At 71.1% G+C, this 26,646-nt stretch carries 27 protein-coding genes; 6 read left to right on the plus strand and 21 right to left on the minus strand.

All coding sequences use genetic code 11. The features are described from left to right. Positions 1-86 precede the first annotated feature (86 nt). A complete protein-coding gene (gene lysS, locus ACQPZQ_RS43420) occupies positions 87-1,541 on the minus strand; it encodes a lysine--tRNA ligase (RefSeq protein ID WP_433299667.1) in 1,455 nt (484 codons plus the stop codon). Positions 1,542-1,697: 156 nt separating this feature from the next. On the opposite strand from lysS, the gene ACQPZQ_RS43425 reads away from it, so the two are divergent. Continuing rightward, positions 1,698-2,444 (plus strand): class I SAM-dependent methyltransferase, encoded by a 747-nt coding sequence (locus ACQPZQ_RS43425; RefSeq protein ID WP_433290283.1) that lies wholly within the window; start codon positions 1,698-1,700, stop codon positions 2,442-2,444. Here ACQPZQ_RS43425 and ACQPZQ_RS43430 read toward each other — a convergent pair. The 10 genes from ACQPZQ_RS43430 to ftsH all read right to left on the minus strand — a co-directional run bounded on the left by ACQPZQ_RS43430 (position 2,360) and on the right by ftsH (position 11,859). Further along, on the minus strand, positions 2,360-3,217 hold the full coding sequence (locus ACQPZQ_RS43430; RefSeq protein WP_433290284.1) for a type III pantothenate kinase: 858 nt from the start codon (positions 3,215-3,217) through the stop codon (positions 2,360-2,362). The two genes, ACQPZQ_RS43425 and ACQPZQ_RS43430, sit on opposite strands and share 85 nt — an antisense overlap. 12 nt (positions 3,218-3,229) lie before the next feature. Beyond that, positions 3,230-4,066 carry a pantoate--beta-alanine ligase gene (gene panC, locus ACQPZQ_RS43435; RefSeq protein WP_433299669.1) on the minus strand — a complete coding sequence of 279 codons (837 nt, stop codon included), beginning with the start codon at positions 4,064-4,066 and terminating at the stop codon, positions 3,230-3,232. Positions 4,067-4,101: 35 nt separating this feature from the next. Next, the gene (locus tag ACQPZQ_RS43440; protein ID WP_433290285.1) at positions 4,102-4,995 is read right to left on the minus strand and encodes a Rossmann-like and DUF2520 domain-containing protein; all 894 of its coding nucleotides are present in this window, start codon (positions 4,993-4,995) and stop codon (positions 4,102-4,104) included. A 154-nt stretch (positions 4,996-5,149) separates the two neighbouring features. Beyond that, the gene (locus tag ACQPZQ_RS43445) at positions 5,150-6,427 is read right to left on the minus strand and encodes a PrsW family intramembrane metalloprotease (protein WP_433290286.1); all 1,278 of its coding nucleotides are present in this window, start codon (positions 6,425-6,427) and stop codon (positions 5,150-5,152) included. A 41-nt stretch (positions 6,428-6,468) separates the two neighbouring features. Continuing rightward, positions 6,469-6,933, minus strand: a complete 465-nt coding sequence (locus ACQPZQ_RS43450; protein WP_433290287.1) for a DUF3180 domain-containing protein — start codon at positions 6,931-6,933, stop codon at positions 6,469-6,471. Further along, entirely contained in the window at positions 6,930-7,439 is a 510-nt protein-coding gene (folK, locus tag ACQPZQ_RS43455; protein WP_433290288.1) for a 2-amino-4-hydroxy-6-hydroxymethyldihydropteridine diphosphokinase, read from the minus strand. The genes ACQPZQ_RS43450 and folK overlap by 4 nt, the downstream gene beginning before the upstream one ends. Beyond that, positions 7,436-7,846, minus strand: coding sequence for a dihydroneopterin aldolase (folB, locus tag ACQPZQ_RS43460; protein ID WP_433290289.1), 411 nt, complete (start codon positions 7,844-7,846; stop codon positions 7,436-7,438). Before folB ends, folK begins: the two co-directional genes overlap by 4 nt. Before the next feature lie 79 nt (positions 7,847-7,925). Then, a complete protein-coding gene (gene folP, locus ACQPZQ_RS43465; RefSeq protein WP_433299671.1) occupies positions 7,926-8,756 on the minus strand; it encodes a dihydropteroate synthase in 831 nt (276 codons plus the stop codon). A 59-nt stretch (positions 8,757-8,815) separates the two neighbouring features. Further along, the gene (gene folE, locus ACQPZQ_RS43470) at positions 8,816-9,379 is read right to left on the minus strand and encodes a GTP cyclohydrolase I FolE (RefSeq protein WP_433290290.1); all 564 of its coding nucleotides are present in this window, start codon (positions 9,377-9,379) and stop codon (positions 8,816-8,818) included. Positions 9,380-9,456: 77 nt separating this feature from the next. After that, positions 9,457-11,859, minus strand: a complete 2,403-nt coding sequence (ftsH, locus tag ACQPZQ_RS43475; protein ID WP_433290291.1) for an ATP-dependent zinc metalloprotease FtsH — start codon at positions 11,857-11,859, stop codon at positions 9,457-9,459. 298 nt (positions 11,860-12,157) lie between these two features. Between ftsH and ACQPZQ_RS43480 the strand changes: the two genes are divergently transcribed. Next, positions 12,158-13,051, plus strand: a complete 894-nt coding sequence (locus ACQPZQ_RS43480) for a serine protease (protein ID WP_433290292.1) — start codon at positions 12,158-12,160, stop codon at positions 13,049-13,051. Between the two features lie 9 nt (positions 13,052-13,060). On the opposite strand, the gene hpt is transcribed toward ACQPZQ_RS43480, so the two are convergent. The 4 genes from hpt to dacB all read right to left on the minus strand — a co-directional run bounded on the left by hpt (position 13,061) and on the right by dacB (position 17,360). Next, on the minus strand, positions 13,061-13,612 hold the full coding sequence (hpt, locus tag ACQPZQ_RS43485) for a hypoxanthine phosphoribosyltransferase (RefSeq protein WP_433290293.1): 552 nt from the start codon (positions 13,610-13,612) through the stop codon (positions 13,061-13,063). Between the two features lie 32 nt (positions 13,613-13,644). After that, a complete protein-coding gene (gene tilS, locus ACQPZQ_RS43490) occupies positions 13,645-14,637 on the minus strand; it encodes a tRNA lysidine(34) synthetase TilS (RefSeq protein ID WP_433290294.1) in 993 nt (330 codons plus the stop codon). A gap of 119 nt (positions 14,638-14,756) precedes the next feature. Further along, the gene (locus ACQPZQ_RS43495) at positions 14,757-15,773 is read right to left on the minus strand and encodes a zinc-dependent metalloprotease (RefSeq protein ID WP_433290295.1); all 1,017 of its coding nucleotides are present in this window, start codon (positions 15,771-15,773) and stop codon (positions 14,757-14,759) included. Between the two features lie 162 nt (positions 15,774-15,935). Further along, positions 15,936-17,360: a D-alanyl-D-alanine carboxypeptidase/D-alanyl-D-alanine endopeptidase gene (gene dacB / locus ACQPZQ_RS43500; RefSeq protein WP_433290296.1), complete on the minus strand. Its 1,425-nt coding sequence runs from the start codon at positions 17,358-17,360 to the stop codon at positions 15,936-15,938. Between the two features lie 154 nt (positions 17,361-17,514). Between dacB and ACQPZQ_RS43505 the strand changes: the two genes are divergently transcribed. Next, the gene (locus ACQPZQ_RS43505; protein WP_241036863.1) at positions 17,515-18,018 is read left to right on the plus strand and encodes an inorganic diphosphatase; all 504 of its coding nucleotides are present in this window, start codon (positions 17,515-17,517) and stop codon (positions 18,016-18,018) included. A 60-nt stretch (positions 18,019-18,078) separates the two neighbouring features. On the opposite strand, the gene ACQPZQ_RS43510 is transcribed toward ACQPZQ_RS43505, so the two are convergent. The 4 genes from ACQPZQ_RS43510 to ACQPZQ_RS43525 form a co-directional block, all read right to left on the minus strand. Then, positions 18,079-19,842, minus strand: a complete 1,764-nt coding sequence (locus ACQPZQ_RS43510; protein ID WP_433290297.1) for an MDR family MFS transporter — start codon at positions 19,840-19,842, stop codon at positions 18,079-18,081. A gap of 9 nt (positions 19,843-19,851) precedes the next feature. Beyond that, complete coding sequence (locus ACQPZQ_RS43515) at positions 19,852-20,358, minus strand: MarR family winged helix-turn-helix transcriptional regulator (RefSeq protein ID WP_433290298.1); 507 nt, start codon at positions 20,356-20,358, stop codon at positions 19,852-19,854. Positions 20,359-20,492: 134 nt separating this feature from the next. After that, a complete protein-coding gene (locus ACQPZQ_RS43520) occupies positions 20,493-21,707 on the minus strand; it encodes an acetyl-CoA C-acetyltransferase (protein ID WP_433290299.1) in 1,215 nt (404 codons plus the stop codon). Between the two features lie 57 nt (positions 21,708-21,764). Continuing rightward, a complete protein-coding gene (locus tag ACQPZQ_RS43525) occupies positions 21,765-22,217 on the minus strand; it encodes a MaoC family dehydratase (RefSeq protein ID WP_241036859.1) in 453 nt (150 codons plus the stop codon). A gap of 150 nt (positions 22,218-22,367) precedes the next feature. Between ACQPZQ_RS43525 and ACQPZQ_RS43530 the strand changes: the two genes are divergently transcribed. Together ACQPZQ_RS43530 and ACQPZQ_RS43535 are read left to right on the plus strand one after the other, a co-directional pair. Then, positions 22,368-23,309 carry an ATP-binding protein gene (locus ACQPZQ_RS43530; RefSeq protein ID WP_433290300.1) on the plus strand — a complete coding sequence of 314 codons (942 nt, stop codon included), beginning with the start codon at positions 22,368-22,370 and terminating at the stop codon, positions 23,307-23,309. Between the two features lie 74 nt (positions 23,310-23,383). Beyond that, positions 23,384-24,160, plus strand: a complete 777-nt coding sequence (locus tag ACQPZQ_RS43535) for a transglutaminase family protein (protein WP_433290301.1) — start codon at positions 23,384-23,386, stop codon at positions 24,158-24,160. A gap of 20 nt (positions 24,161-24,180) precedes the next feature. Here the strand turns inward: ACQPZQ_RS43535 and ACQPZQ_RS43540 are convergent, their stop codons facing one another. After that, on the minus strand, positions 24,181-25,155 hold the full coding sequence (locus ACQPZQ_RS43540) for a helix-turn-helix transcriptional regulator (RefSeq protein WP_433290302.1): 975 nt from the start codon (positions 25,153-25,155) through the stop codon (positions 24,181-24,183). A gap of 76 nt (positions 25,156-25,231) precedes the next feature. On the opposite strand from ACQPZQ_RS43540, the gene ACQPZQ_RS43545 reads away from it, so the two are divergent. Further along, positions 25,232-25,570, plus strand: a complete 339-nt coding sequence (locus ACQPZQ_RS43545; RefSeq protein ID WP_433299673.1) for a YybH family protein — start codon at positions 25,232-25,234, stop codon at positions 25,568-25,570. A gap of 74 nt (positions 25,571-25,644) precedes the next feature. Here the strand turns inward: ACQPZQ_RS43545 and ACQPZQ_RS43550 are convergent, their stop codons facing one another. Next, positions 25,645-26,553 carry an aldose 1-epimerase family protein gene (locus tag ACQPZQ_RS43550; RefSeq protein WP_433299675.1) on the minus strand — a complete coding sequence of 303 codons (909 nt, stop codon included), beginning with the start codon at positions 26,551-26,553 and terminating at the stop codon, positions 25,645-25,647. Positions 26,554-26,646: the final 93 nt, after the last annotated feature.

A 26,646-nucleotide genomic window follows, 5' to 3' on the forward strand; every position in this document is an offset into this window, starting at 1 on the left:
GTTCTGCGGGGGGAGGCCGCATCGAGCCGCACGATATATCCAATTCAGTGCGACTGTCGAGTGGGAACCTCGAACACTCCGGGTAGTTACTCAGAACGCACGATCGGGTACAGAATGGTCTCTCGGATTCCGAGACCGGTCAGCGCCATCAGGAGCCGGTCGATGCCCATTCCCATCCCACCTGTGGGCGGCATTCCATACTCCATGGCACGCAAGAAGTCCTCATCGACCTGCATCGCCTCGACATCTCCCGCAGCGGCCAGGAGAGACTGGGCGTAGAGCCTTTCCCGTTGCTCCACAGGATCGACCAGTTCCGAGTACGCGGTGGCAAGCTCCGTGCCGAACACGATGAGGTCCCAGGCCTCTGCGAGCCGCGGGTCCGTACGGTGCCGCCTGGTCAGCGGCCGAACCTCGATCGGGTAGTCCCGCACGAACGTCGGCTCGACGAGTGTGTGCTCGACGAGCTTCTCGAACAGTTCCAGCACGATCTCACCGGCGCTCAGAGAATCCTTGAGTTCGACGTCGTGAGCGGCCGCGAGCTTGCGCAGTTCCTCTACGGAGGTGTCCAGGGTCACGTCCTGCCCGACAGCCTCCGAGACTGCCCCGTGCAGCGTGACAGAACGCCAAGGCTTCCCCAGATCGTGTTCGGTGCCGTCGGCATGGCGGACGGTCGTGGAACCGAAGACGGCCTGCGCAGACGCGAGTACCAACTCTCGCGTCAGATCTGCCATGTCGTCGTAGGTGGCGTACGCCTGGTACGCCTCGAGCATGGCGAACTCGGGTGAGTGCGTGGAGTCGATGCCTTCGTTACGGAAGTTCCGATTGATCTCGAAGACCCGTTCGATACCGCCCACCACGGATCGCTTGAGGAACAGTTCCGGAGCGATCCGCAGGTACAGATCGGTGTCCAGCGCGTTGGCGTGGGTGACGAACGGACGCGCAGTGGCGCCGCCGTGCTGCAGCTGCAGCATCGGCGTCTCCACCTCGACATAGTCGCGGTCGTGGAGCACGCTCCTCAGCGTGCGGACGACGTGAGCCCGATTGCGGACCATCTCTCGCGCCTCGGGCCGCATGATGAGGTCGACATAGCGCTGCCGAACGCGCATCTCCTCGGACAGCTCGCGGTGCGCCACCGGCAGGGGGCGAACGGCCTTCGACGCCATCTCCCAGCGGTCGGCCATCACCGACAGTTCGCCCCGCCGTGACGTCGCCACTTCGCCGTGCACGAATACGTGGTCGCCGAGGTCCACAATGGACTTCCAGCGGGCGAGAGCCTCGTCGCCGACCAGCGCGAGGCTCAGCATCGCCTGCAGTTCCGTGCCGTCGCCTTCGCGAAGGGTGGCGAAACAGAGCTTTCCGGTGTTACGCAGAAAGATCACTCGTCCGGTGACGCCGACCTTCTCACCGGTGCCTGTGTCCGGCGGCAGGTCCGGGTGTGCGTCACGCACCTCGCGCAGGGTGTGCGTGCGCTCGAGAGACACCGGATAAGGGTCCCGGCCCTGTTCGAGCATCTCCGCCCGCTTGGCACGGCGCACCTGCATCTGCTCGGGCAGCTCGTTGTCTGGGCCGTCGAGAGGCTGGGTGCTCACGCTGTCAAGGTTAGTGACGCCCGCACCGGCACCGCTCCCCGGTTACCCCCCGACGTCGTGACAGAAGTTCCAGTGCCCCGGATCAAGTGGTGACGTAACGTCGAAAGCGTGACGACTCCCCGGGCCCGGTCCTTCGGCACTGTTGCCGCCGAATACGCGCGCCATCGTCCCGAGTACGCCGACAGTGCCGTCGACTGGGCACTGGAGCCGGTGGCAGATCGGCCCGATCGTCAGCTCCTCGACCTGGCTGCGGGCACGGGCAAGCTCACGGGCGCACTGCTCGCCCGCGGTCCGGTGATCGCTGTCGAGCCCGACCCACCGATGCTCGCCGAACTACGGGTTCTTTTCCCGGATGTCGACGCGCGCGAGGGCAGCGCAGAGGCGATCCCCCTGCCCGACGAATCGGTCGACGCAGTACTGGTGGGCCAGGCGTTCCACTGGTTCGACCCGGAGCGGGCCCTGCCGGAGATCGCCCGTGTGCTGCGCCCCGGCGGAGTGCTGGCCGCTTTGTGGAACGGCGACGACGCCACGGTGGAATGGGTGCGGGGCTATCACGATGCGGCCGGCCTGATCGGGCTCCGGGTCCGCGACCGCGCCGAGTCGGGGCTGCATCTGCCCGAACATCCCGCTTTCGAGGCGAGCGAGCACAGCGCATATCCGAACGCCGTGCGCACCTCGGTCGAAGGTCTGCTCGCCACGCTCTCAACGCATTCGTGGGCGCTCGTGGCCGAGCCGGCCGACCGGGACGCCGCACTCGCCCGCGTGCGCGACTACTTGGCCACGCGACCGGAGACGTCGGCAGGCGAGTTCGAACTGCCGCTGTTCACCGACGTGGTGCGGATGTTGCGCAAATAGGTCAGGCGCAGTCCCAGCAGTGTCAGGTCCGGCACGAACTCGGTGATCGTCTCGGACGCCCCGGCCATCAGCGGTGCCAGGCCGCCTGTGCCCAGAACGGTGACCGGGTCCGCCTTGGGTCCCAGCTCGGCGAGTATGCGCCGGACCAGACCGTCCACCTGACCGGCGAAGCCGAAGAGCACGCCGGACTGCAGGCACTCCACGGTGTTCTTGCCGATCACCGAGCGCGGCCGCACCAGCTCAACGGTGCGCAACGCAGCCGCCCGGGTGGCCAGAGCCTCCAACGAGATCTCGATGCCGGGGGCCAGCGCGCCGCCGAGGAACTCCCCCTTCGCCGACACGACGTCGATGTTGGTGGACGTGCCGAAGTCGACGACGATGCACGTGTTGTCGAACAACCGGTGCGCGGCGAGGGTGTTCATGACGCGGTCGGCGCCCACCTCCCGCGGGTTGTCGACCAGCAGCGGCACACCCGTACGCACCCCGGGCCCGACGACCACGTTCGGACCGCCGCGCCGGTCGATGAGCAACCGCAGCTCACGAAGCAGGCTCGGCACGGTGGACAGCGCCGCGACACCGGTGACCTCGGCGGCGTACCGGCCGAGCAGCGCGTCGAAGGCGACCTCGAGCTCGTCGGCGGTCATCCGAGGCTCGGTGCGCATCCGCCAGTCGCGTACCAGGGGCGGGTTGACCTCGGGTTCGCCGTCGGAGTCGGTGTCCGCGTAGAGCCCCAGCGCGATCTGGGTGTTGCCGACATCCACGCAGAGCAGCACGACACCGTCCTCCTACAGCTGTACGGAGACGTTGTCGATGAGCCGCGTGCTCCCCAGCCGCGCCGCGACCAGCAGCCGCGCCCGACCGGCCTCGGGAGCCGGGCCGAGGTCGGGGTCGCGCAGCTCGAGGTACTGCACCTCGAGTGCCGGCTCCTCGGCCAGCACCGCGCGGGCGGCGTCCAGCACGGCCTCCGGGCCCCGGGCGGACACCGCGGCTCCGGCGGACAGCGCACGCTGCAGTGTGGCGGCCAGGGGCCGCTGGTCCGGGGAGAGGTAGGCGTTGCGGCTAGAGAGCGCGAGCCCGTCGGGCTCACGGACCGTGGGGACGCCCACCACCGCCACAGGGAAGTTCAGGTCGCGCACCATCTTCTTGACGAGCACGAGCTGCTGGTAGTCCTTCTCGCCGAAGAACGCGACGTCCGGGGCGACGATGTGGAACAGCTTCGCGACGACGGTGAGCACCCCGCCGAAGTGACCGGGCCGGACGTCGCCCTCGAGCTCGCTGCCGAGCCGGCCGGGCACGATCGTGGTGTCGGCGCCGTCGGGGTACATGTCGGCGGCACCGGGGAGGAAGACGAGCTCGACGCCCTCCTCGCGGCACACCTCGAGATCGGCCTCGAGCGGCCTGGGGTAGCGGCCGAGATCCTCGCCCGCGCCGAACTGCAGGGGGTTCACGAAGATCGACACAGCGGTGACGGTGGCCCCGGGGGTGCGCCGCGCGTGCCGGATGAGCTCGCGGTGCCCCTCGTGGAGGGCGCCCATCGTCGGGACGAGCACCACCTTGCGGCCTGCAGCCCGCAGCGCGCGGGTGACCGGCGCGATCTCGGCAGGCGACCGGTGCACCGTCAGCTGACCGGCGGCGTACCCGCCCTGCGTACGAACCGTCACGAGGAGCCTTCCAGAAGAGCGAGCACGTCCTTCTCGGCGTACTCGGACAACAAACCCGCCGCCGCTGCCCGACGCGCCGTACGGGCGGCCAGGACGCGGTAGGTGGCGGCCAGATCGGGGTCGGCGGCGGCGAGCTCGCGCAGGTGCGTGCGCACCGTCTCGACGTCGCCGCGGGCCACTGGGCCCGTCAGCGCTCGGTCCCCGTGCCGCAGCGCGTTGTCCAGCGCGGCCGACAGCAGCGGGGCGATGAGGCGATCAGCGGGGCTGATGCCTGCGTTCTCCAGGGTGTCGACGCAGTCGCGGACGAGGGTGACGAGGTGGTTGGCACCGTGCGCCAGCGCCGCGTGGTAGAGCGGGCGGACCTCCTCGGCGATGCGTACCGGCTCCGACCCCATCTCGACGACGAGTGCCTCGCCCACGCTCCAGGCCGCCTCGTCGCCTGCCGCTGCCGTGACTCCGACGCTGCAGCCCGCGAGCCGGGCGACATCCTCCGTGCGGCCGGTGAACGTCATCACGGGATGCAGAGCCAGCGGCAGAACACCGTGCTCGGCGGCGGGGGCCAGCACGGCGATCCCGTGGGAGCCGGAGGTGTGTACGACGATCTGGCCGGGACGGAAGCTGCCCGCCGCAGCCAGGCCACGGACCAGGCCGGGCAGCACGTCGTCCGGCACGGCGAGGAGTGCGAGATCTGCGCCCGTCACCACCTCGTCCGGAGGCTGCAGCGGCACACCGGGCAGCAACGCCTCGGCTCGCTTGACCGAATCGCGTGACACTCCGGATGCTGCGGCGACCCGATGCCCTGCTGCGGCCCACGCCGCCCCCACGACGGCACCTACGCGGCCGGCCGAGACGACCCCGACGGCGAGCCGGGCGGGCCTGCCTGAACTCATCTCATCTCCTCGCTCGGCCGGTGGACCGCTCCGGCACCGGACGAAGAGTCACGGCCGACGTCGGCGGCGCGACCACAGGTTACGCGGCGGCGCAGCGCCGCAGAGGAGCCGTGGCGGGCTTCACCGGAGCGAGTGCCGGCCGACCTGCGGCGAATCAGCGGCGCCGGGGCGGCCAGCTCTGGGGCGGGGCATCGGGAGGTATCGCCACCGTCGGCGGCGGTCCGGGCGGCGGCGGCGTCCAGTTGTGGTGGCCCCGATGCCGCATGGCCACCGTCAGCCCCTCGGGATGGCCCACCGCACGAGCCCGGGCCTTCCGGAGTTTGCCCAACGCCTCCTCGTGCCAGTACATCCCGGAGTCACCGACCGATCCCCGCGCCATCTTCGCCCGGAGGAACGCGAGCTCGGTGACCGCGTACTGGTACTGCGAGACGGCCTTCTCCACGTGCCTGCCCGAACCCCGCCGCACGGCCGCCCGCCACCCCCGCCTGCCGGCCAGGCTCGAGAGCAGCGGCACCTCGCTCGGTGCGATCCACCCGGCCTGGGCGAACCCCGGGAGCTGCTCGATCACGATGCGCTGCTCGCGACGGCGCTGCCACACCACGACGCCGGCCACGGCCAGGAAGAGCGGCACCATGATGAACCCGTACACCATGAAGAAGACCGTGCCGCCGAAAAGGGACGCCGACGCGTTCCAGAGGGCGTGCAGGATCACCGCCAACAGGTAGCCGAGCGGCACCGTGACGAGCGCCATGCGCACGCTCCGGCTGCGCGCCGCGATCCCGGCCCCGATGCCGGTCATGACCGTGAACAAGGGGTGGGCGAACGGCGAGAGGACGCCGCGCAGCAGGAGCACGGCAACCACGCCACTGCCCTGCCCGACCACGGCGCCCTCGGCGAACGCCCGTCCGATGTAGAGGATGTTCTCGGTGAAGGCGAAGCCCGCGCCGATCAGCCCGGCGTAGACGATCCCGTCGACGATCCCGTCGAACTCACGTCTGCGGAAGATCAGCAGGCCAACCAGGAACGAGCCTTTGACCGCCTCCTCCACCACGGGAGCGATCGCGACCGTGCCGAAGAGGTCGCCGTTCCCGCGGCCGAGCACCTCGTCGGCGACCAGCACCGCGCTCGAGTTGATCAGCAGTGCCGTGAGGGCCGCGAAACACGCACCCCACAGGAACGCGATCAGCAGCATCCGCGCCGGTTCCGGCTCCCAGCGGTCGACCCACAGGAACGTCGCGACGACGGGGCCGACCGGCAGCAACGCACACAATGCGCCGACAAGGACGCCGCCCGGGCCGACGCTGCTGCCCACCATGCCGATGACGACCAGCCCGCAGACGGCGAGGGCTATCAACCCGAGTACGGGCGCGAGCACACCACGGCGCTGTCGCTTCGAGGTGGGCAGGGGAATGATCTGCGTGGCCTGGGCCATGAGGGGGAGCCTACGGGCGGCCGCTACGAGCCGTGCACGCGTTATTCACCCGGCTCGTCACCGGAGTCGTCATCGGGGGTACGGCAGCACCATTCGAGCCACAGAGCGCCTCCGACCAGCACGAGCGCGCAGGCCAGCCCCACCCCGGCGGCGATCGAGTCGGCGGCCGCGGCGGTGACATCCGCGGCTCGCGGCAGCACGTGGGCGAGCAGGCCTGCCCACACGCCCGCCATGATCGCTCCGGCGAGCGACGACGCCTTCGCCACGAGCACCGCCCTCGCCGCCGTGAGCGGCTGGACCGGCGGGGTGCCGGGGCGGCGGTGCCGGATCCGCGCCCGCAGACCGCTGCCGACCAGAGCCTCCGCCACCCCGAGGACGCCGAGCGTGGCCCCGGCAGGAAGCGGGAACGGCGGCAGCGAGTTGTATGTGAACCGCACGAGCAGGTTCACCAGCAGCGCCGTCACGAGCGCGACGGCGAACAGGTGGCGGGGGCGGGTGAGCGTCACGGCGCGAGCACCAGGTCGTCACGCCGCCGCATCCCGGCCTCTGCGTCCGGCCCCAGGGCCGCCAGGAGCGCCTTCACCGGGCCGTGGCCGGGCAGCACGGCGTCCGCGTCCACGTCGAGCCACGGGCGGAGCACGGTGGCCCGCTCCGGCGTGCCGGGGTGCGGGAGCAGCAGATCACGATGGTCGCTGTGTACGGGACCGTCCGGCCCCTCCACCGTGACGATGTCGACGTCCAGCGTCCGGGGGCCCCAGCGCACCTCCCGGACCCGGCCCGATGCCGTCTCCAGGCCCTGCCCCCGGCGCAGCCAGTCCCACGCGTCGGCACCGGAGTCGTCCACGACGATCACGGCGTTGAGGAAGTCGTCCTGCTCCACACCGCCCCATGGCGCCGTCTCGTACACCGGTGATGCCGCGACGAGCACGTCCGCGAATCCTTCGACGGCCGCCCGCAGGTGGGCGAACCGGTCGCCGAGGTTGGACCCGAGTGACAGCACGGCGCGGCTCACGCTGGGATGATCCTGGACTTCGGATCACTGCGGCGGGAACGCCGGGCCACCACGGCGACGTCGGCGAACTCCAGCGGGATCGGAGCCTGCGGCTTGTGCAGCACGACCTCGACGTCCTGCACGCGCTCATCGGACATGACGTCATCGGCGACGCGCCCGGCCACGGCCTCGATGAGGTTGCGCGGCTCCCCGCCGACGATCCCGGCCACCCGCTGGGCGAGCGCCCCGTAGTCGAGGGTGTCGGCGAGGTCGTCGGACGCCGCGGCGGCAGCCAGGTCCATCCAGACCGTGACGTCCACGACGAAGTCCTGCCCGTCACGCCGCTCGTGGTCGAACACCCCGTGGTTCGCGCGGACCCGCAGGCCGCGTAGCTCGATCCGGTCGCTCGTCGCACGCTGCTCGCTCATCGCACGCCCTCGCTGCTTTCGCCCGGCCCATCGGGAGACGTCACCGTGCGCGGGCGCTGCGTCAATGACTCGCTCGCGATCATCGGCCGTCCTGTGGGACTGCTCGCGCCGTAGATCGTCCCAGCTGCCATGCCGCGGCCACCGCGACCGCGTCGAGCGTGTCGTGCACGTCGTGAACACGGACCCCCCACGCGCCGTTCGAGGCCGCCAGCGCGCTGACCGCCGCCGTGGCCACGTCCCGTTCCCGGGCCGGCCGCAGCGTGCCGTCGGCGCCAGCGAGCAACTGGCCGAGGAAGCGTTTGCGGGATGCGCCCACCAGCACCGGGAATCCGAGGTCGGTGAGCACGTCGAGCCTGCGCAGCAGCGCCCAGTTGTGCGCGGCGGTCTTCGCGAAGCCGAGGCCGGGGTCGAGCACCAGGCACGACGGCTCGACACCGGCGAGCACCGCTGCATCCACCCTGGCCACCAGCTCGTCACGTACCTCGGCGACCACGTCCTCGTAGGTGGCGAGGGAGTTCATCCGGTCGCTCGGGCCCCGCCAGTGCATCAGGATCAAGGGGACCCGGGCCTGGGCGACCGTGGCTGCCATCGCGGGGTCGGCGAGCCCACCGGAGACGTCGTTGACCACCTGCGCGCCGGCCTCGACGGCCGCCTCGGCGACCGCGGCCCGCGTGGTGTCGATGCTGACCCGCACACCCTCGGCCACCAGATCCCGGATCACCGGCAGGACACGGGCCTTCTCGACGTCGGCCTCGATGCGCTGCGCGCCGGGGCGCGTGGACTCACCACCCACGTCGACGAGATCGGCGCCCGCCTCGTGCATCTCGACGCCGTGGGCCACAGCGTGGTCGCGATCGAGGTAGCGGCCCCCGTCGGAGAACGAGTCGGGCGTGACGTTGAGGACACCCATCACCACGCACCGCCCGGGCCGGGGCAGTCCGGGCGGGTCCGTGCGGGCAACCACCCGCCTCACCCGCTCCTGATCAGCGCCAGCGCCTCGGCGCGTGATGTGGACGAGGACTGGAACATCCCCCGCACCGCCGAGGTGGTGGTGCGCGAGCCCGGCTTCCGGACCCCGCGCATGCCCATGCAGAGATGCTCCGCCTCGATCACGACGATCACGCCGCGCGGCGACAGCTTGCGCACCAGTGCGTCGGCGACCTGCCCGGTGAGCCGTTCCTGCACCTGGGGGCGCCGCGCGTAGAGGTCGACCAGACGGGCGATCTTGGACAGGCCGGTGACCCGTCCGTCGACGTTCGGGATGTAACCGACGTGTGCCATCCCGTGGAAGGGAACCAGATGATGCTCACAGGTGCTGAACATCGGGATGTCCTTGACGAGGATCAGCTCCTGGTGATGCTCGTCGAAGGTCTTCTCCAGCACGGCGTCCGGATCGGCATAGAGGCCGGCGAACATCTCTTCATAGGCCCTGGCGACTCGGGCCGGCGTGTCGCGAAGCCCGTCGCGATCGGGGTCCTCGCCGATCGCGATCAGCAGCTCGCGTACGGCTGCCTCGGCACGGGGCCGGTCCATCGTCGGTCTTCCGTTCGCTGCTGCTCTGTCGAAGGTCTCAGCTGCGGATGCCCCGGTGTCGCCCAACGCCTCCCAGCTCAGCGTGACCCGTCCTCGTCCGGACCCTTGCCGTTCTCGCGCGGCGGCTCGGGGGGTGGAGCAGGCGCGTCGCCGTGGCCGTTGCCTGCGGCGGCGGGCGGAGCGGTCTGCTGCGGCCACTGCGGCTGCTGCCACTGCCCCGCCGGGGGCCACGGCTGGCCGTGCGGGGTGGTGGCCGGACGCCAGTCGGCCGGAGCGCCGTAGTTGGGCTGCACGGAGTTGGGCTGGCCCGAACCGGGCGCACTGGGGTTGGGCTGCTGACCGGAGCCCCATCCCTGCTGCGGAGCCGAGGGCGGCCCGTAACCACCGGGGGCGGCTGCCGGGAGCGGCGGCTGCCCGGGATAACCGGGCGGACCGGGCGCGGGCGCGGGCACCGGGCCTCCGTTGGGCCCCGGAGTGGGCACCGGGTGGCCGCCACCACCCGGGTAGGACCCGACCGGGGCCGGCTGGCGCACCGGCTCGGTGTGCGGTGGCCAGGGCTCACCGCGCTCCCTCGCACGCTCGGCCGGCGTCTGGATCGGCGGCTTGTCGGACGGGGTGCGTCCACCGAAGTCGTTGAACGCGGTGATCCGCGGGCGCTTCTCGACCCTGTCGAAGATCCGCTCCAGGTCCCTGCGGTTGAGCGTCTCCTTCTCCAGGAGCTCCAAGACCAGGTCGTCAAGGACGTCCCGGTAGGTGTTGAGGATCTCCCACGCCTCGGTGTGCGCGGCCTCGATGAGCGCGCGCACCTCCTCGTCGATCTCGTGGGCGACCTCGAGCGAGTAGTCGGCCTGGTTGCCCATCGAGCGGCCGAGGAACGGGTCGCCCTGATCGCGGCCGTAGCGGACGGCGCCCAGGCGTGCGCTCATGCCGTACTCGGTGACCATCGCCTTGGCGATCTTGGTGGCCTGGTCGATGTCGGAGGAGGCGCCGGTGGTGGGCTCGTGGAACACGAGCTCCTCCGCCGAGCGGCCACCCATCGCGAACACCAGCCGGCCGATCATCTCCGACCTGGTCATCAGGCCCTTGTCGTCCTCGGGGACGACGAGGGCGTGGCCGCCGGTGCGCCCGCGCGGCAGGATCGTGAGCTTGTAGACCGGCTCGAGGTCGGGCATCGCCCAGGCCGCGAGTGCGTGGCCGCCCTCGTGGTAGGCGGTGATCTTCTTCTCCTGCTCGGAGATGATCTTGCTCTTGCGCCGCGGACCGCCGACGACGCGATCGACGGACTCCTCCAGCGCGGCGCCGGTGATCAGCGTGCCGTTCTCCCGCGCGGTGAGCAGGGCGGCCTCGTTGATGACATTGGCGAGGTCGGCGCCGGACATGCCGACCGTGCGCTTGGCCAGGCCCTCGAAGTCGACGTCGTTGGCGAACGGCTTGCCCTTGGAATGCACGGCCAGGATCGCGCGCCGGCCCGCGAGGTCGGGGGCACCCACCGGGATCTGACGGTCGAAACGACCCGGGCGCAGCAGCGCGGGGTCGAGGATGTCGGGGCGGTTGGTGGCCGCGATCAGGATGATGCCGCCACGGGCGTCGAACCCGTCCATCTCGACGAGCAGCTGGTTGAGCGTCTGCTCACGCTCGTCGTGACCACCACCGAGGCCTGCGCCGCGCTGGCGGCCGACCGCGTCGATCTCGTCGACGAAGATGATGCAGGGAGAGTTCTGCTTGGCCTGCTCGAACAGGTCGCGCACACGGGAGGCACCGACACCGACGAACATCTCGACGAAGTCGGACCCGGAGATCGTGTAGAACGGCACGCCCGCCTCGCCCGCGACCGCACGCGCGAGCAGCGTCTTACCGGTGCCGGGCGGGCCGTACAGCAACACGCCCTTGGGGATCTTCGCGCCGAGAGCCTGGTACCGGGCCGGGTTCTGCAGGAAGTCCTTGATCTCGTGGAGCTCCTCGACGGCCTCGTCGGCGCCCGCGACGTCACCGAAGGTGGTCTTCGGCATGTCCTTGTTGAGCTGCTTGGCCTTCGACTTGCCGAACGACATCACCCGGTTGCCGCCGCCCTGGGCGTTGTTCATCATCCAGAAGAGGATGAGCAGCACCAGGCCGAGCGGGATGAGGTAGATCAGGATCGTGGTCAGGAACGACTCCTGGCGCACGACCGTGTTGAACGACGGCTTGTTGGAAGCCGCCTCCAGCGCCTGGACGATGGAACCGCTGGTCTGCGCCGGGTACTGGGTGATGACCTGCGTGCCGCCGTTGACCGGCTGGTTCAGGGTGAGGCGGAGCTGCTGCTCGTTGTCCTCGATCAGCGCGTCCTTGACGTTGCCGCTGCTTATCTGGCTGAGCGCGACGGACGTGGGCACCTGGGTGTAGCCGCGCGTGTCGTCGAAGAGCACGCTGAACGTGAAATAGACCAGGATCGCGGCGAGGATCCAGATCAGCGGGTTGCGGAGCAGGCGCTTGCGGTCCATGCAGCTTCGGCCGTGGCGGCCTTCACCCTCCCTGGCGAGATTCTCCGACGGAGACCCGGCGCAGCACACTGACCGGCCCTGAGTCCGCCAGGATAGCGGTCCTGAGCTCAAGCCGCGTCGTCGACGTCGATCGGTACGCCCCACTTGGGTACGTGCTGGTACAACGGCCGGAAGCGAATCCGTGTTCCCACCCCGCCATTCCCGGCAACCCGGGGTATCTCACGCAGAGCACCCTCGTTAAGTTGCCCGCGGTTGGTGATCAACATTGACCGCGCGGGCAGGCGACGGGGGAGTGCTCATGACGGTGCGGTTTCGTGGTGTCGCGGTGGCTGTCGCAGTGGGCGCGGTGGCGCTCAGCGCGTTCGTCGCACCAGCGGCATCCGCGGCACCGGAACCGGCCGGATGGGCCCCCGCGGACACCGCGCTGATCCACCCCGGCGTCGTCACCGACACCATCGGCGGCGGGGCCTGTACCAGCAACTTCGTCTTCACAACCGGCGACAGGACGTTCCTCGGCCAGGCCGCGCACTGCGCCGGCACCGGCGAGGCCACGGAGACGAACGGGTGCGACTCCGGCAGCCTCCCGCTCGGCACGCCCGTCACGATCGAGGCGGCGGACGGCTCCGACCGCAGCGGCACACTCGCGTACAGCTCCTGGGTCACGATGCAGGAGAACGGGGAGACCGACCCCGACATCTGCGCCTACAACGACTTCGCACTGGTCGAGATAGCGCCCGAGGACGTGACGGACGTCAACCCGAGCATTCCCTTCTTCGGCGGGCCCACCGGGATGGACACCGACGGACTCAACACCGGTGAGCGGGTTTTCAGCTACGGAAACTCACCCTTGCGGGCCGGAATCACCGCGCTGAGCCCGAAGGCCGGGATCGCCGCCGCCGAGGCCGGGGGTGGCCGAAGCCACCAGGTCTACACGCTCACACCGGGCGTTCCCGGTGACTCCGGCAGTGCCTTCGTCGACGAGCAGGGCGACGCCGTCGGCATCCTGTCGACCCTCAACCTCGCTCCCCTGCCCGTCAGCAACGGAGTCAGCGACCTCGCAGGCGCGCTGGGATACGCCAACGCCAACGGTGGTCTCGGCGACGTTCAGCTCGTGCTCGGCACCGAGCAGTTCAGCCCAGCTCGCGTGCCGGCCCGCGAGCTGGCCGCGCCTGCCGGGCCGCCGGTGGGGTGAGCGGCGGGTTCAGGCGTACACGGCGGGGTCGAGCGTGCCGATGAAGGGAAGATCGCGGTAACGCTCGGCGTAGTCGAGGCCGTAGCCCACGACGAACTCGTTGGGGATGTCGAAGCCCACGTACTTCACCGGGACGTCGACCTTCACCGCGTCCGGCTTGCGCAGGAGCGTGCACACCTGCAACGAGGCGGGCTGGCGCGACTCCAGGTTCTTGAGCAGCCAGGACAGCGTCAGCCCCGAGTCGATGATGTCCTCGACGATCAGCACGTTGCGCCCCGCGATGTCCCGGTCGAGGTCCTTGAGGATGCGCACCACCCCGGAGGACGAGGTGGCCGAGCCATAGGAGGTGACGGCCATGAACTCGAGCTGCACCGGGAGCGGGAGCGCCCTGGCGAGGTCGGTCATGAACATGACGGCGCCCTTCAGGACCCCGACGAGCAAGAGGTCCGACTCCGCCTTCTCGGCTGCGTAGTCGGCCCCGATCTGGGCCGCCAGCTCCGCGATCTTGTCGCGGATCGCCTGTTCGGTGACCAGCGTCGTGGCGATGTCGCCGTCGTACACGCGGACGTCCTCCTGCAGGTATCGGGGGAAGATCAGCCGGAATGCCAGCGGACCGGGCGCAGGAAGAGCCTGCCACGCTCCCGCACCAGCTCCAACCCACCAGGAAGGGCCACACCGCCACGATCCGGACCCTGACCTGCGAGGAGGTCGGCGGCGCGCAACTGCGTATCGGTGAGGGTGGTCACCGATGAGCCCAGCAGCCACGACCGCAGCACCCGCCTGCGCAGGGCGGGCGCTGCCGCAGTGAGCGGTTCGACGCGCAGCGCGTCGCCCTCACGGATCTCGGCGAGCAGTGTGGCCGCGAGCGCGTCCAACGTGTCGACGTCCTCGCGGAGCTGCGCCGCGGTGCGCGCGAGCGCGGCGGCCACACCTCCGGAGAGCACCTCCTCCAGCAGCGGCAGCACCTCGTGCCGCAGCCGCACCCGCGTGAACCTCGGGTCGACGTTGTGCGGGTCGTCCCACACCGGGAGGCCCCACGCCGCGCAGGCCGCCGCCGTGACGGACCGTCGCACCCCGAGGAACGGGCGCAACCACGGCGGGTCCCACTCCCGCATGCCGGCCAGCGACCGTGGCCCCGATCCCCGGCCCAGCCCGAGCAGCACCGTCTCGGCCTGGTCGTCGAGCGTGTGCCCGAGCAGCACCGGCGCGTCCGGGTGCGGGCGGGCGGCGCGGAGTGCGAGGTAGCGGGCCCGGCGCGCCGCCGCCTCCATGCCGCCGGGGCCGTCCACACGCACGCGGTGCACCGACGCGATGGCCCCCATGCCGATCAGCCGATCCGCGGTCGCCGCCGCCAGCTCCGCCGAGCCTTCCTGCAAGCCGTGATCGACGACGGCCGCGTGCACGTCCCGCTTGTCCCGGACGGCCAGCGTGGCAGCGGCGAGTGCGAGCGAGTCGGCGCCACCGGAGCACGCCACCAGAAGCGGGGCGGCGCGGTACGCGGCGGGCAGCGAAGCGAGCGCGGCCCGGACGGCACGCCGGACCTCGGCCACCGCCGGGTCGACGCGACGCTGTGCCCGCTCGGCCACCAGCCCCTCCTGCCCTCTCCATCCGCCAGCACCCCCAAGGATCCCGGGCGCGAGTCTGCCGGAGGCGGACGAACCTGCCGTACCAACGGCACGTCGGTCCGGCCCTATCGGATGAGGGACTAGCCGTGGATGCGGCGCAGCCAGGCGCCCGGGTCGGCGAGCTCGGCGCGGGTCGGGAGGGTCTCGGGGCTCTCCCAGACCCGGTTGAAGCCGTCCATACCGGCGGCGAGCACCACGTGCCGGGTGAACGCGGAGCCGACCGCGTACTGGCGCACCTTCGCCTCCACGCCGAGCACGGCGCGCAGCACCCGGTCGACGATCCCGGTGCCGCGTCTGCGGGTGGTGAACCGGGAGCGGATGGTGGCCACGCTCGGCACCACACCGGGGCCTGCGGCGTCCATGACGTGGTCGGCGTGCCCCTCGAGCAAGGTGGTGAGAGCGAGCAGCCGGTCGAGCACGGCCCGCTGCTCAGGGCCCTGCAGGAGCTCCACGATCGCCAGCGAGTCACCGCCCGTGGAGCGCACGGCGCGCAGCACCTCCGGCAGCCGGTCCAGCAGCACGATGCGGTCGTTGCTCTGTGTGATCGTGAGGAAGCGGGCGACCTCGGCGGCGAAGTACGAGCGCAACCACGGCACGGCGGTGAACTGGAGCCGGTGGGTGGCCTCGTGCAGGCAGACCCAGAGGCCGAAGTCGGTGGCCGGCACGTCCAGTGCCCGCTGCGCGGCGTGCACGTTCGGCGCCACCAGAAGCAGCCGCCCATCGCCCCCGGGGCCGCCGAACGGGTCGTACTGGCCGAGAACCCGGCCTCCCAGGTACGCGACGACGCCGCCGACCTGCAGGCCCGCGGTGCGGGCCGTCAGGGCGCGGGCGGCACGGGACACGGCGGGCAGTTGCGCGTCGGCGGTGAGTGCCGACATGCCGTGCACGGCTGCCGCGGCCCACGCCGGTCGGTCCACGACGTCGGCTGGCAGCAGTGGCAGGCCCTTTCCCAGGCCGGTGATCTCCCGGACGTGCCCCTCGGCGACGGCCGCATCCGACCGCAGCCGCGTGACGAGCTCCCTGGCCTCCTGCGGGGTGGCGTCCGGGCCGGGCTGCATGAGCCGCGTGGCGGTGCGCCGGGCCAGCTCCCAGTCCACGGGGAGGCCGCGCTCCGTGGAGCCGGCTGGACCGGGCTGCGATTGGTCTGGCTGGAGGGCATCGGTCACGTGCGGCACATCACCCACGCTACGCAACGGACGCCCGGTACGCCCTGCTCGGCGACACCGAGTGCAGACCCTTCGAAGAGCCTGCGGCTGCGCTCAACGGCAGCCGCAGCGGCTCAGCTGCGCAGCCATGGCGTCGAGTTTCGGTCGCATGGTGGCGGGGCTCACACCGTTGGACATCAACACGAAGACCAGCAGCCTCCCGTCGGTGTCGGAGACGACCCCCGCGAGGCTGGCGACGGCGGTGAGGGTGCCCGTCTTCGCCCGCACCACCCCGCGGCCCGGCCCGGAGACCCCGGTGCGGCCGAACCGGCCCGCGAGGGTGCCGTCGGCGCCTGCGACCGGCAGGCCCGTGATGATGGGGCGCAGGAACTCGGTGTCGTCCGGACCGATGGCCGGCGCGGCGGCGGCGCTGAGCAGCTGCCCGAGCAGGCGGGCGGGCACGAGGTCCTCGGTGGACAGCCCGCTCCCGTCGTGCATGACGGCGCCGGTCGGGTCGAAGCCCGCCTGGGCGAGCGCGGCGGCCGTCTGCTGCACGCCGCCGGCGAACGTCGGGGCGCCGTGGCGGGCGATCGCGATCTCCCTGGAGAAGATCTCGGCGAGCACGTTGTCGGAGTCGCGCAGCATCTGCTCGACGAGCACCGCGACGGGAGCCGATCGCACCGCGGCGACGGACTTCGCACCCGCTGCGGCCGTGCCTTCTGCAACGTCGGAGGAGTCGACGCCCAGGTCCTGTGCCAGCGCGCGGCCGGCAGCCATCGCAGGGTCAGGGACGCGGGGCCCCTCGGTCAGCTTCGGATTGATCCGGCCACCGTCGACCATGAGCGGCTCGATCGGGGTGATGAAGCCGGCGGCCACGTCCGCGGGGTCCCAGCCCTCGGCCATCGTCGGTCCCTGGTAGCGACTCGTGTCGACCAGCACCTGGGTGATCGGGCCGGGCACCGCCTTCTTGACCGCGGCGGCGAGGTCGGACATCCGCGGGGCGTCCGGGTACACGCTCTCCTGGCCGGGCGGCAGGGTGGTGAGAGTGGGGTCTCCACCCCCGACGAGCACCACGGTGCCGGGCTGCGGCCCCTGCACCACGCGCGTGACGAACCTGTCGGTGGGGTTGAACGTGAGCAGTGCGGCGGCCGCGGTGAGCAGCTTGCCCGTGGAGCCCGGGGTCAGCGTGACCTCTGGCGTGTGCTGCCAGATGGTCTGCCCGGTGGCCGGATCGACGACGATGCCGGTGAACTTCCCCGGCAGGGCTTCGGCAGCGCCGTCCAGCACAGCAGCCACCCCGGCTGCGGTGGGCCGGGGCGCGTCGCCCTGGAGCGGCTGGAGCATCGGCAGCGGCGAAGACGGCAGGACGGTCTCGTCGGTCTGCGACAGGCCGAGCCGGTGCACGAGAATGGGGCCGGTGAGCGCGACGGCGCTGCCGGACGCGGCGAGGACGGCGAGCACCACGAGAACTATCAAGCTGCGTCGCGCACCGCTACCGGACACACGCAGTCTGTCACCGATCCGCCGCCCGAAGCCCATGCCGCTCCTTCCCCCTCGCAGTGGCACAACAGCACAGGTCGGCCGGTCACGAGTGGGCCGACGCGGTCCCCCACACTAGAGGCAGGCGCCGGAGCCGGTCGCCCGACCGGCATCGGCTCCGTCAATGCCCGCTTCTGAACAGCAGGAGAGTGCTGTGGACTTCGACGTAACGATCGAGATCCCCAAGGGGGGTCGCAACAAGTACGAGGTGGACCACCGGACCGGACGGATCCGGCTGGACCGGACCCTCTTCACCGCCACTCAGTACCCCGCCGACTACGGGTTCATCGAGGACAGCCTCGGCGAGGACGGCGACCCGCTCGACGCGTTGGTGCTGGTACAGGAGCCGACCTTCCCTGGTTGCCTGATCCGTGCGCGCGCCATCGGCATGTTCCGGATGAAGGACGAGAAGGGCGGGGACGACAAGGTCCTCTGCGTCCCGAGCGACGACCCACGCCAGGAGCACCTGCGCGACATCCACCATCTGCCCGAGTTCGACCGGGCGGAGATCCAGCACTTCTTCGAGATCTACAAGACGCTGGAGCCGGGCAAGAGCGTCGAGGGCGCCACCTGGGTGGGCCGCGCCGACGCCGAGCGGGAGATCAAGACCTCATGGCAGCGGGCGAAGGACGCCGCCGAGCACGAGAACGAGCACTGACCAACTTCCCGATCGAGGCGGCCGCTCCCTTGCCCGGTCTCGGGCACCGCCGCCCGTTGTTCAGTGCCGGTCCCTCGCTGCGCGCCCGGCGTCCGGAACCGCGGCTTCCGCGGGGAGGACGACGGGCGTAGCCGAAGGCCCCAAGGCGGCCACGGGAGGCGCTTCCTCACCGCGCCGGGCATCGATGCCCGACTGAGCGCGCAACGGCACCTCCTTGAGCGTGACCACGGCGACGAGGCCGATCACGAGCACCGCCGAGGCCGCGATGAACACCACGCTCATGGACTCCGCGAATCCGTCGAGGATCGGCCGGCTCACCTCGGGGTCGGCCGACGAGAGGAACGACGAGTCGTCGAGCGACAGCTCGGCACGGCCCTGCACCGCGTCGAGGATCGGCGCGTTCGCCGGGTTGGCGGCAACCCCGGGATCAGCGACGGCTCCGCGGAACTGCGGGGTGGCGGACGCGGCCCGGAGGTTGTCTGCCACCCGGTCACCGAGCTGGGCGAACAGGACGGAGAGGAACACCGCCGTGCCCAGCGTGCCGCCCATCTGCCGGAAGAAGGTGGCCGAGGCGGTGGCGACGCCCATGTCCTGCGGCGGCATCGCGTTCTGCACGGCCAGGGTGAGCGGTTGCATGACCGCACCGAGCCCCCAGCCGAACACCAGCATGATCACCGCCGTGCGCCAGTAGGGCGTCGCGACGTCCACTCGCGAGAGCACTGCGGATCCGGCGATCATCAGCGAGATCCCGATGACCGGCCACACCTTGTACCGGCCGGTGCGCGAGATGAACTGGCCGGAGAACACCGACATCGACATGATGCCGAGCACGAGCGGCACGGTCTGCAGCCCGGCCTGGGTCGGCGACGATCCCTTGACGATCTGCAGATACAGCGGCAGCACCGCGAGCACACCGAACATGCCCGTGCCGGCGATGAACGAGGCCACGACGCCCGACCGGAACACGCCGTTGCGGAAGAACCGCAGCGGCAGCAGCGCGTCGTCGCCCATCCATCGCTCGATCACCACGAACGCGCCGAGCCCGGCCACTCCGATCACGACCAAGGCAAGGGCGGGCAGCGACGCCCATCCCCATGACCGGCCCTGCTCGGCGACGATCAGCAGCGGGACGAGCCCGACGGTGAGCGCGAGCGCGCCCGGCCAGTCGATGCGGTGTTCCCGCGGGGTGTGCGGGACGTTCAGCACCTTCGTCACGACGATCAGCGCGACGATGCCGAGCGGGACGTTGATGAGGAAGACCCACCGCCACCCGGTGATGCCCAGGATCTCCGCGTGCCCGGCGAGGAACCCCCCGGCCACCGGCCCGAGCACGCTGGATGTGCCGAAGACGCCCACGAACCAGCCCTGGTACCGGGCCCGTTCCCGGGGCGCCACGATGTCGCCGATGATCGTCAGAGCCAGCGAGAACAACCCGCCGGCCCCGAGCCCCTGTATCCCGCGGAAGGCCGCGAGCTGGAGCATCGATGTGGCGAAGGTGCACGCCACCGAGCCGACGACGAAGATCGAGATCGCGGTGAGGAACAGCGGCTTGCGTCCGAGGAGATCCGAGAGCTTGCCGTAGAGCGGCGTGGTGATCGTGGCCGTGATCAGGTACGCGGTGGTGGCCCAGGCCTGCAGGCTGAGCCCGTCGAGGTCGTCGGCGATCGTCCTGATCGCGGTGGCCACGATCGTCTGGTCGAGCGCAGCGAGGAACATCCCGAGCATCAGCCCGGCGAAGATCGTCAGGATCTGCCGATGGGTGAGCGCGCCCCCGTCCAGGGCGGCGGACCGAGCGCCTGCCGGATCAGCTGGGGGCTCGGTCATGCGGGCCTCTCAGGAGCGCACGGCCGCTGCATCGATCGGGGCGGCAGCGGCCTCGGCCGACCGGAGCATCGAGTTCTCGAAGTCGCTGGTGAACCGCGCCAGCAACTCGGCGAGTGCGTGCCGGTCGTCCGGGGACCATCCCGCGAGCATCTCGGCGATCCGCTCGTTGCGCAGCCGCCGGTTCTCCTCGAACACGCGTCTGCCCTCGTCTGTGGCAGCCAGCAGCGTCGCTCGCCCGTCCACCGGATCGGCGGTGCGCTCGACCAGGCCGAGACGCACCAGGTGGCCGATCTGGCGGCTGATGGTGGACGGGTCGGAGTGCACGGCCTCCGCGAGCGACCCGGCGCGACGCGGCCCGTCGTTCACCAGATGGACGAGCAGGTGGTATGTGGCCCGCTCCACCGCGTCCGGGTGTTCGGCCTGATACTGCACCTGCTTGCGCTCTATCAGCCGGACCAGCCGAATGAGCTGGCTGCCGACCTCGTCGGCGATGACGAGCTCGTCGTCGAACGGCACGGCTGGGCCCCCTGAGGAGATTGTCGGCTTGCATGTGTCACGCAACAGCTTGACTCATGCAAGGATGTACCGGCCGTCCGGCTTCGGCAACCTGCACACGTGTGACGTGGGCCGTGCTGTGAGAAGACGCGACCTCAGGCGACCCGCTCGAACACCGCGGCCAGGCCCTGGCCCCCGCCGATGCACATCGTCTCGAGGCCGTAACGGACCTCGCGACGGGTCATCTCCCGCGTGAGCGTGGCGAGGATCCGGCCGCCGGTGGCGCCCACCGGGTGGCCGAGCGAGATGCCCGAGCCGTTGACGTTGAGCCGATCGAAGTCCTCCGGAGCGAGCTTCCACTCACGGGTGCACGCCAACACCTGAGCGGCGAACGCCTCGTTCAGCTCGATCAGATCCATGTCGGCGAGCGTGAGCTCGGCTGCATCCATTGCCTTCGCGACGGCCGGAACGGGCCCGATCCCCATCGTGGCGGGCGCCACGCCGCCCACACCCCACGAGACCAGCCGCACCAGCGGCCGCAGGCCGAGCTCCTCAGCCTTCGCCGGGTGCGTGACCACGCAGATGGACGCGCCGTCGTTCTGTCCGCTGGCGTTGCCCGCGGTGACGGTGGCCTCGGGGTCGTCGCGGCCGAGCACCGGGCGCAGCGTCGCCAGCTTCTCCACCGAGGAGTCCGGACGGATGTGCTCGTCGGTGTCCACCACGGTGTCGCCCTTGCGGCCCTTCACCGTGACCGGGACGATCTCGTCGGCGAAGCGCCCCGCCTCACGCGCGGCCGCGGCGCGGTGGTGGGAGCGGACGGCGAACTCGTCCTGCTCCTCACGCGGGATGGAGTACTCGCGGCGCAGGTTCTCCGCGGTCTCGAGCATGCCTCCGGGCACCGGGAAGTTGATCCCTCCGGCCGTGACCCGGCCACGGGCGAGCGAGTCGTGCAGCATCACACCGGGGCCGCCCTTCGCGCCCCAGCGCATGGACGTGGAGTAGAACGACGCTCCGGACATCGACTCCGCGCCGCCCGCCAGCACCACCTCCGACGCGCCTGCCTGCACCTGCATCGCCGCGTACAGCACGGCCTGCAGCCCGGAGCCGCAGCGCCGGTCGATCTGCAGCCCTGTGACGGTGACGGGCAGGCCGGCGTCCAGCGCGGCGACCCGGCCGATCGCCGGGGCGTCCATCGTGGGGTAGCAGTGCCCGAGCAGGACGTCGTCCACGGCGTCCGGTGGGAGTCCGGTGCGATCCAGCAGGCCCCGGATCACGGTGGCCGCCAACTCGTGGGCGGGCACGTCCCGCAACGAGCCGCCGAAGCCGCCCACCGGTGTCCGCAGCGGCTCGCAGATGACCGCTTCGCGCATCAGGTCGTCTCCCTCGTCGTCCTGTCGTACCGCTTGACTGCTCTTGTCGATCGAGTCCTACACGTACTGGCGGGTCAACCACTCGGCCACGAGCGCGGGCCGCTCGGACCCCTCGATCTCCACCGTGACCTTGTTGGTGAGCTGGACCCCTCCGGCGACGTCGGCGACATCGATCAGCTCGATGCTCCCCCGGACCTTGCTCCCGACGGGCACCGGCGAGGTGAACCTCACCTTGTTCAGGCCGTAGTTGATGCCCATCTTCGTGTTCTCGATCCGATAGATCTGCGAGACCAGCACGGGCAGGAGCGAGAGCGTGAGGAACCCGTGCGCGATCGTGGTGCCGAACTGGCCCGCCTTCGCGCGCTCCTCGTCGACGTGGATCCACTGGTGGTCACCGGTCGCGTCGGCGAAGGTGTTGATCTGGGTCTGGTCGATCGTGACCCAGTCGCTCACCCCGAGCTGGGTGCCCACCGAGGCGCGCAGCTCGTCGACACCGTTGAAGACTCGCATCGTCACTCCTGATCTCGTACTCCGCTGATCCACCGTGGCACAGGGCGATCTCGACCGCCGATTCACCCTGCCACACCCGGCTGGGTGGTTCGCCCTGCTCCGAGCGGGTACGCGCCTATAAGTCAGCATCATCGGCAGGGACGGGACGTGATGGGGACCGCAACGGAGAGGACGACGCCCCCGAGACCCGATGGCGCGTGGCACGAGGCGATGCCGTACTCCTCCGCTGCTCACCTCGTCGAACGGTTGGCTCCACGGATCGCGGCCGCCGTGTCGGCGGGGGATCCGGTCGTCGCGGTGCTGGACGAGCCCACCTGCGCAGGTCTGCGCCGCGCGCTCGGAAGCGACTCCGCCGAGGTGGATTTCCAGGACCCGTTCGAGGTGCACAGGATGCCGGCGTTCACCGTGGCCGTGCGGTGGGCCAGGACGAGCAGGCGGATCACCAACCCCGGCGGTCGTGCGCTGGTCGTGAGCCAGCAGATGGAGGTCGACCGCGGACCTCTCCATTGGGCCCGGTTGGACATCGGGGTGAACGTGGCCACCGCCGGGCTGCCGATCACGGTGTTGTGCCCCGTCGATCACGACGTCGCCGACCTGCCCACGGTGGAGGCCACCCATCCGCTCGTCGCCACGGCCAACGGCCCCGAGCCCAGTAAGCGCTACCGGCAACCGGAGGAGTCGGTGGTGGACTACCCGCCGCCACCGCCACCCGGCCTCGGTCCACCGGTCGCGGAGCTCCCCTTCGGCCAGGACGACCTGATCGATCTGCGCCACCTGGTCCTCCGGATCGCCGTGATGGCCGGGCTCGACGCAGACCGCGGCGCCGATCTCGTGCTCGCGGTGAACGAGCTGGCCTCGAACAGCGTGGAGCACGGGGCGGGGCGGGGCCGGCTGCGGATGTGGGACGGGCCCGACGTCGTGGCCGAGGTCGCCGATCACGGCCGGATGAGCGTGCCGTTCCCCGGCATGACGATCCCGCCACCGGACGGCGCCCGCGGCCGTGGCCTGTGGCTCGCCTCGGAGCTGGCCGACACGCTCGAGGTGTGGAGCGAGCCCGGCAACACGGTCATCCGGGTGCAGATGCGCGTTTGACGAGCCGGGTCACGAAGCCGCGGCGAACCGGGCAGAACGTCGACGCGCGGGGCCGTGAGGTTCACCATGTCGAGGTGGACACGGTTGCGCGCTTCGCCGAGCTGGTCGGCCGGCCCGACCCGCCGTTGGACCGTGCCGCGCTCGCACTTGCCGCAGGTGCGGACGCCGACCTGGACACCGGACGCTGGCTGCGCGAGCTGGACCGCCTCGCCGAGGGCGTCACCTCGCTCGACGCGCTGGTGGACCGGTTGTTCGTCCAGGAGGGGTTCGCCGGCAATGTCAGCGACTACCACGATCCGCGCAACTCGCTGCTCCACCACGTCCTCGAGCGCAGGCTGGGCATACCGATCACGCTGGCCGTGGTCACGATCGAGGTCGGCAGGCGGGCCGGGATCGAGCTCGAAGGCGTGGGCATGCCCGGGCACTTCCTCGTGCGGGCGATCGACTCGCAGGTCCTCCTCGACGTGTTCCACGGCGGTGTCGAGCTCGACGACGCCGCGGCCGAGGCCCTGTTCCGCACGGCGTCGGGCGCGGGCCCCGAGGTGCCGTTCGGGCCGCACCTGCTGGCCACCGCCGCGACGCCGTCGATCCTGCTGCGGATGCTCGAGAACCTCCGCCTGATCTACCGGGCCCGGCGGCGTCCTGACGACCTGGAGTGGGTGGTGCGGATGCGGCTCGCCCTGCCCGGCGCCGGGCTCCCCGACCTGCTCGAGCTGGCCGGCGCACTCGGCGACCAGGCCCGCTGGATCGACGGGGCCCGCGTGCTGGAGGAACAGCTTCCGGAGGCACCGCCGGAGCGGGCCGAGCTGCTGCGCACCGCGGCCCGCGCTCTGCGTGCCCGCCTCAACTGAGCCGGCGCTCGCATCAACTTTCAGGATGACACTGCGTAGCAGGCGGCGATCGCGGCGGCGCGGTTGCGCAGGGCGGTGCGCAACCACTGCGGAGCCAGGGCTTCCGCGCTCGTGGCGAGCTGCCACAGCGCCCATTCGGCGTGTCGCGGATCGCTGAAGGTCACCTCCAGTCGCAGCCGGCCGTCCGCGTCGGGTTCCTCGGCGCGGACGGCCAGCGCGGTGCGCAGCAGATCCTCCCGCCGTGCCGCGTCCACCCGTACCAGCACGGCGACCTGGTCGCCGCCGGTCCGAAACTGCGTGCTGCGTTCCTGCCAGGCCCGGTCCAGATCGACCCGGTCCGGTCGCTGTGCGGGTGCGGTGAGTTCCTCGGCGGCCAGGACTCGGGACAGCCGGTAGGTGCGGTCTGCGCCGGACTTCGTGGCCAGCAAGTAGCCGTGGTCGCGTACGGTGACCAGGCCGATCGGGTCCACCGTGCGCCACTTCGGGGTCTGGTGCACGGCCGCGTAGTGGATGCGCAGCTTGTGTCCGGCGAACACCGCGCGCCGGATCTCGGTCACTATGGCGTCGGGCACCTCCTCGGCGACCAGCCGGCGCGAGAGCAGGTCGGTCTCCGGGTCGATGAGCAAGCGTTGGGCCGCGCCGGCCGCGGTGGCCCGATGGCTTTCGGGTAGCGCGTCGACCACCTTGCGCATGGCCGAGGCGAGCGCCGAGCCGAGGCCGAATGCCTGCGCGCCGCGCCGCGATCCGGCGACCAGCAGTGCGAGTGCTTCGTCGTGGTTCAGCCCGGTGAGCTCCGTCTGGAAACCGGGCAGCAATGCGAAACCGCCGTGCCGGCCGCGCTCGGCGTAGACCGGGACGCCGGCAGCGGACAGCGCCTCGATGTCGCGCAGCACGGTGCGCGTGGATACCTCCAGCTCGCCGGCCAGCGCGGCCGCGGACAGCCGACCGTGCCGGCGCAGCAGCAGCACCAGCGATACCAACCGATCGGCTCGCATGAAAGGACGTTATCGGAATACACGACACAGGATGTCGTAATTTGTTGGGAGGCTCATCTGCATGACAAGCAAGACAGTGGCCACTGAGCCGAACGACCTGGGCAGATACTTCATCGAGCGCGGCAACGCGGGCGACGTCGACGGGCTGGTGGCGTTGTACGAGCCGAACGCTGTGCTGGCGTTTCCGCCGGGCAACCTCGCGACCGGACATGCGGAGATCCGCAAGGTGTACGAGCAGTTCGTGGCGGCCGCGCCGGTGCTCTCGCCGGGTAGGCAGCATCCAGCGCTGGTGAGCGGCGACCTGGCACTCACGGTGTCCACGCTGACCACCGGTGAGTTGACCGTCGAGATCGCCCGCCGCCAGTCGGACGGGTCGTGGCTATGGGTCGTTGACCAGCCGGTACTCATGCCGTAGCGGGGCAGCGGTGGGCCGGTTTTCGGCGAGTGCCTCGGACGGCCCGATGCCCGCCACGCGGCGAGCTTGCCCGATCAGCCGGAGATCTCCAGCGGTCGGATGCCCCAGCTCCCGCTCCACGTCTCGCCCGGCTCGACGACGAGCAACCCGGTTCCGGAGTTCAGCGCGTCCGGAGGGCAGGTCATCGGCTCGACGGCGACCGCGCGGCCCCGCCCGGGGTGGTCGTCGGGGGTGAAGACCTGCACCCAGGCGAAGTCGGGATCGGCCCACAGCTCGACGCCCGCGGTGCGTCCGGTCAGCCGGTGGCGGACCACCGTGTCCCCGCCGGCAGGAGTGCAGTCGCCGAAGGCGTGGTCGAGCTCACGGCCGCGAAGTGGCCGACCCGCCCGGAAGTCGAGATCGCCATCGGCGGGCTCGGCCGGGCCCGTGGGCAGGCCGCCTTCCAGCGGGAGTGTCGACGCGGCCGCCAGCGTGAGCACGCAGTCGTCGGTGGCCTCGTCCCCTGCCCGAAGGTACGGGTGCGCCCCGACACCGAACGGGACCGGATCGGCCCCCACGTTGCGCACGCGGTGGGTGACGGTGAGCCCGTCCGCCCGCACGGCGAACCGCACGCTGGTCTCGAGCGGCACCGGCCAGCCCGGCTGCGGAGCGACCACGGCGTGCAGCGTGACGGTGTCCGGCGTGAGCTCGCCCGTGCGGTAGAAGGCGTGGCGGAGCAGCCCGTGGATCGCGTTGCCTGCCGCGGGCTCGCTCAACGAGAGCTGCTGCGGCTGCCCGTTCCACGTCCAGCGCCCGTGCGCGGTGCGGTTGGGCCACGGGACGAGGACGTTGCCGGACCCGCGTGGTGGGCGTGCCGACTCGTCGAACGTCTCGATGTACGGGCGACCGTCCGACTCGAAGGCCCGAAGGCCCGCACCGACCTCGGTGACGACCGCGCGGACGGCACCGGAGCGGATCTCGAACTGCTCGCCCGTGGGGGGCATGGGGATGCGGGTGGCCACTGGCGGAGCCTACGTCCGTGGCGGCGGGGACCGTTGCGGGTCACGGGCGCGTCGCCCCCAGGTCACCTTCCTCCC

The organism is Pseudonocardia sp. CA-142604 (genome assembly GCF_050948475.1).
Lineage (GTDB): Bacteria > Actinomycetota > Actinomycetes > Mycobacteriales > Pseudonocardiaceae > Pseudonocardia > Pseudonocardia alaniniphila.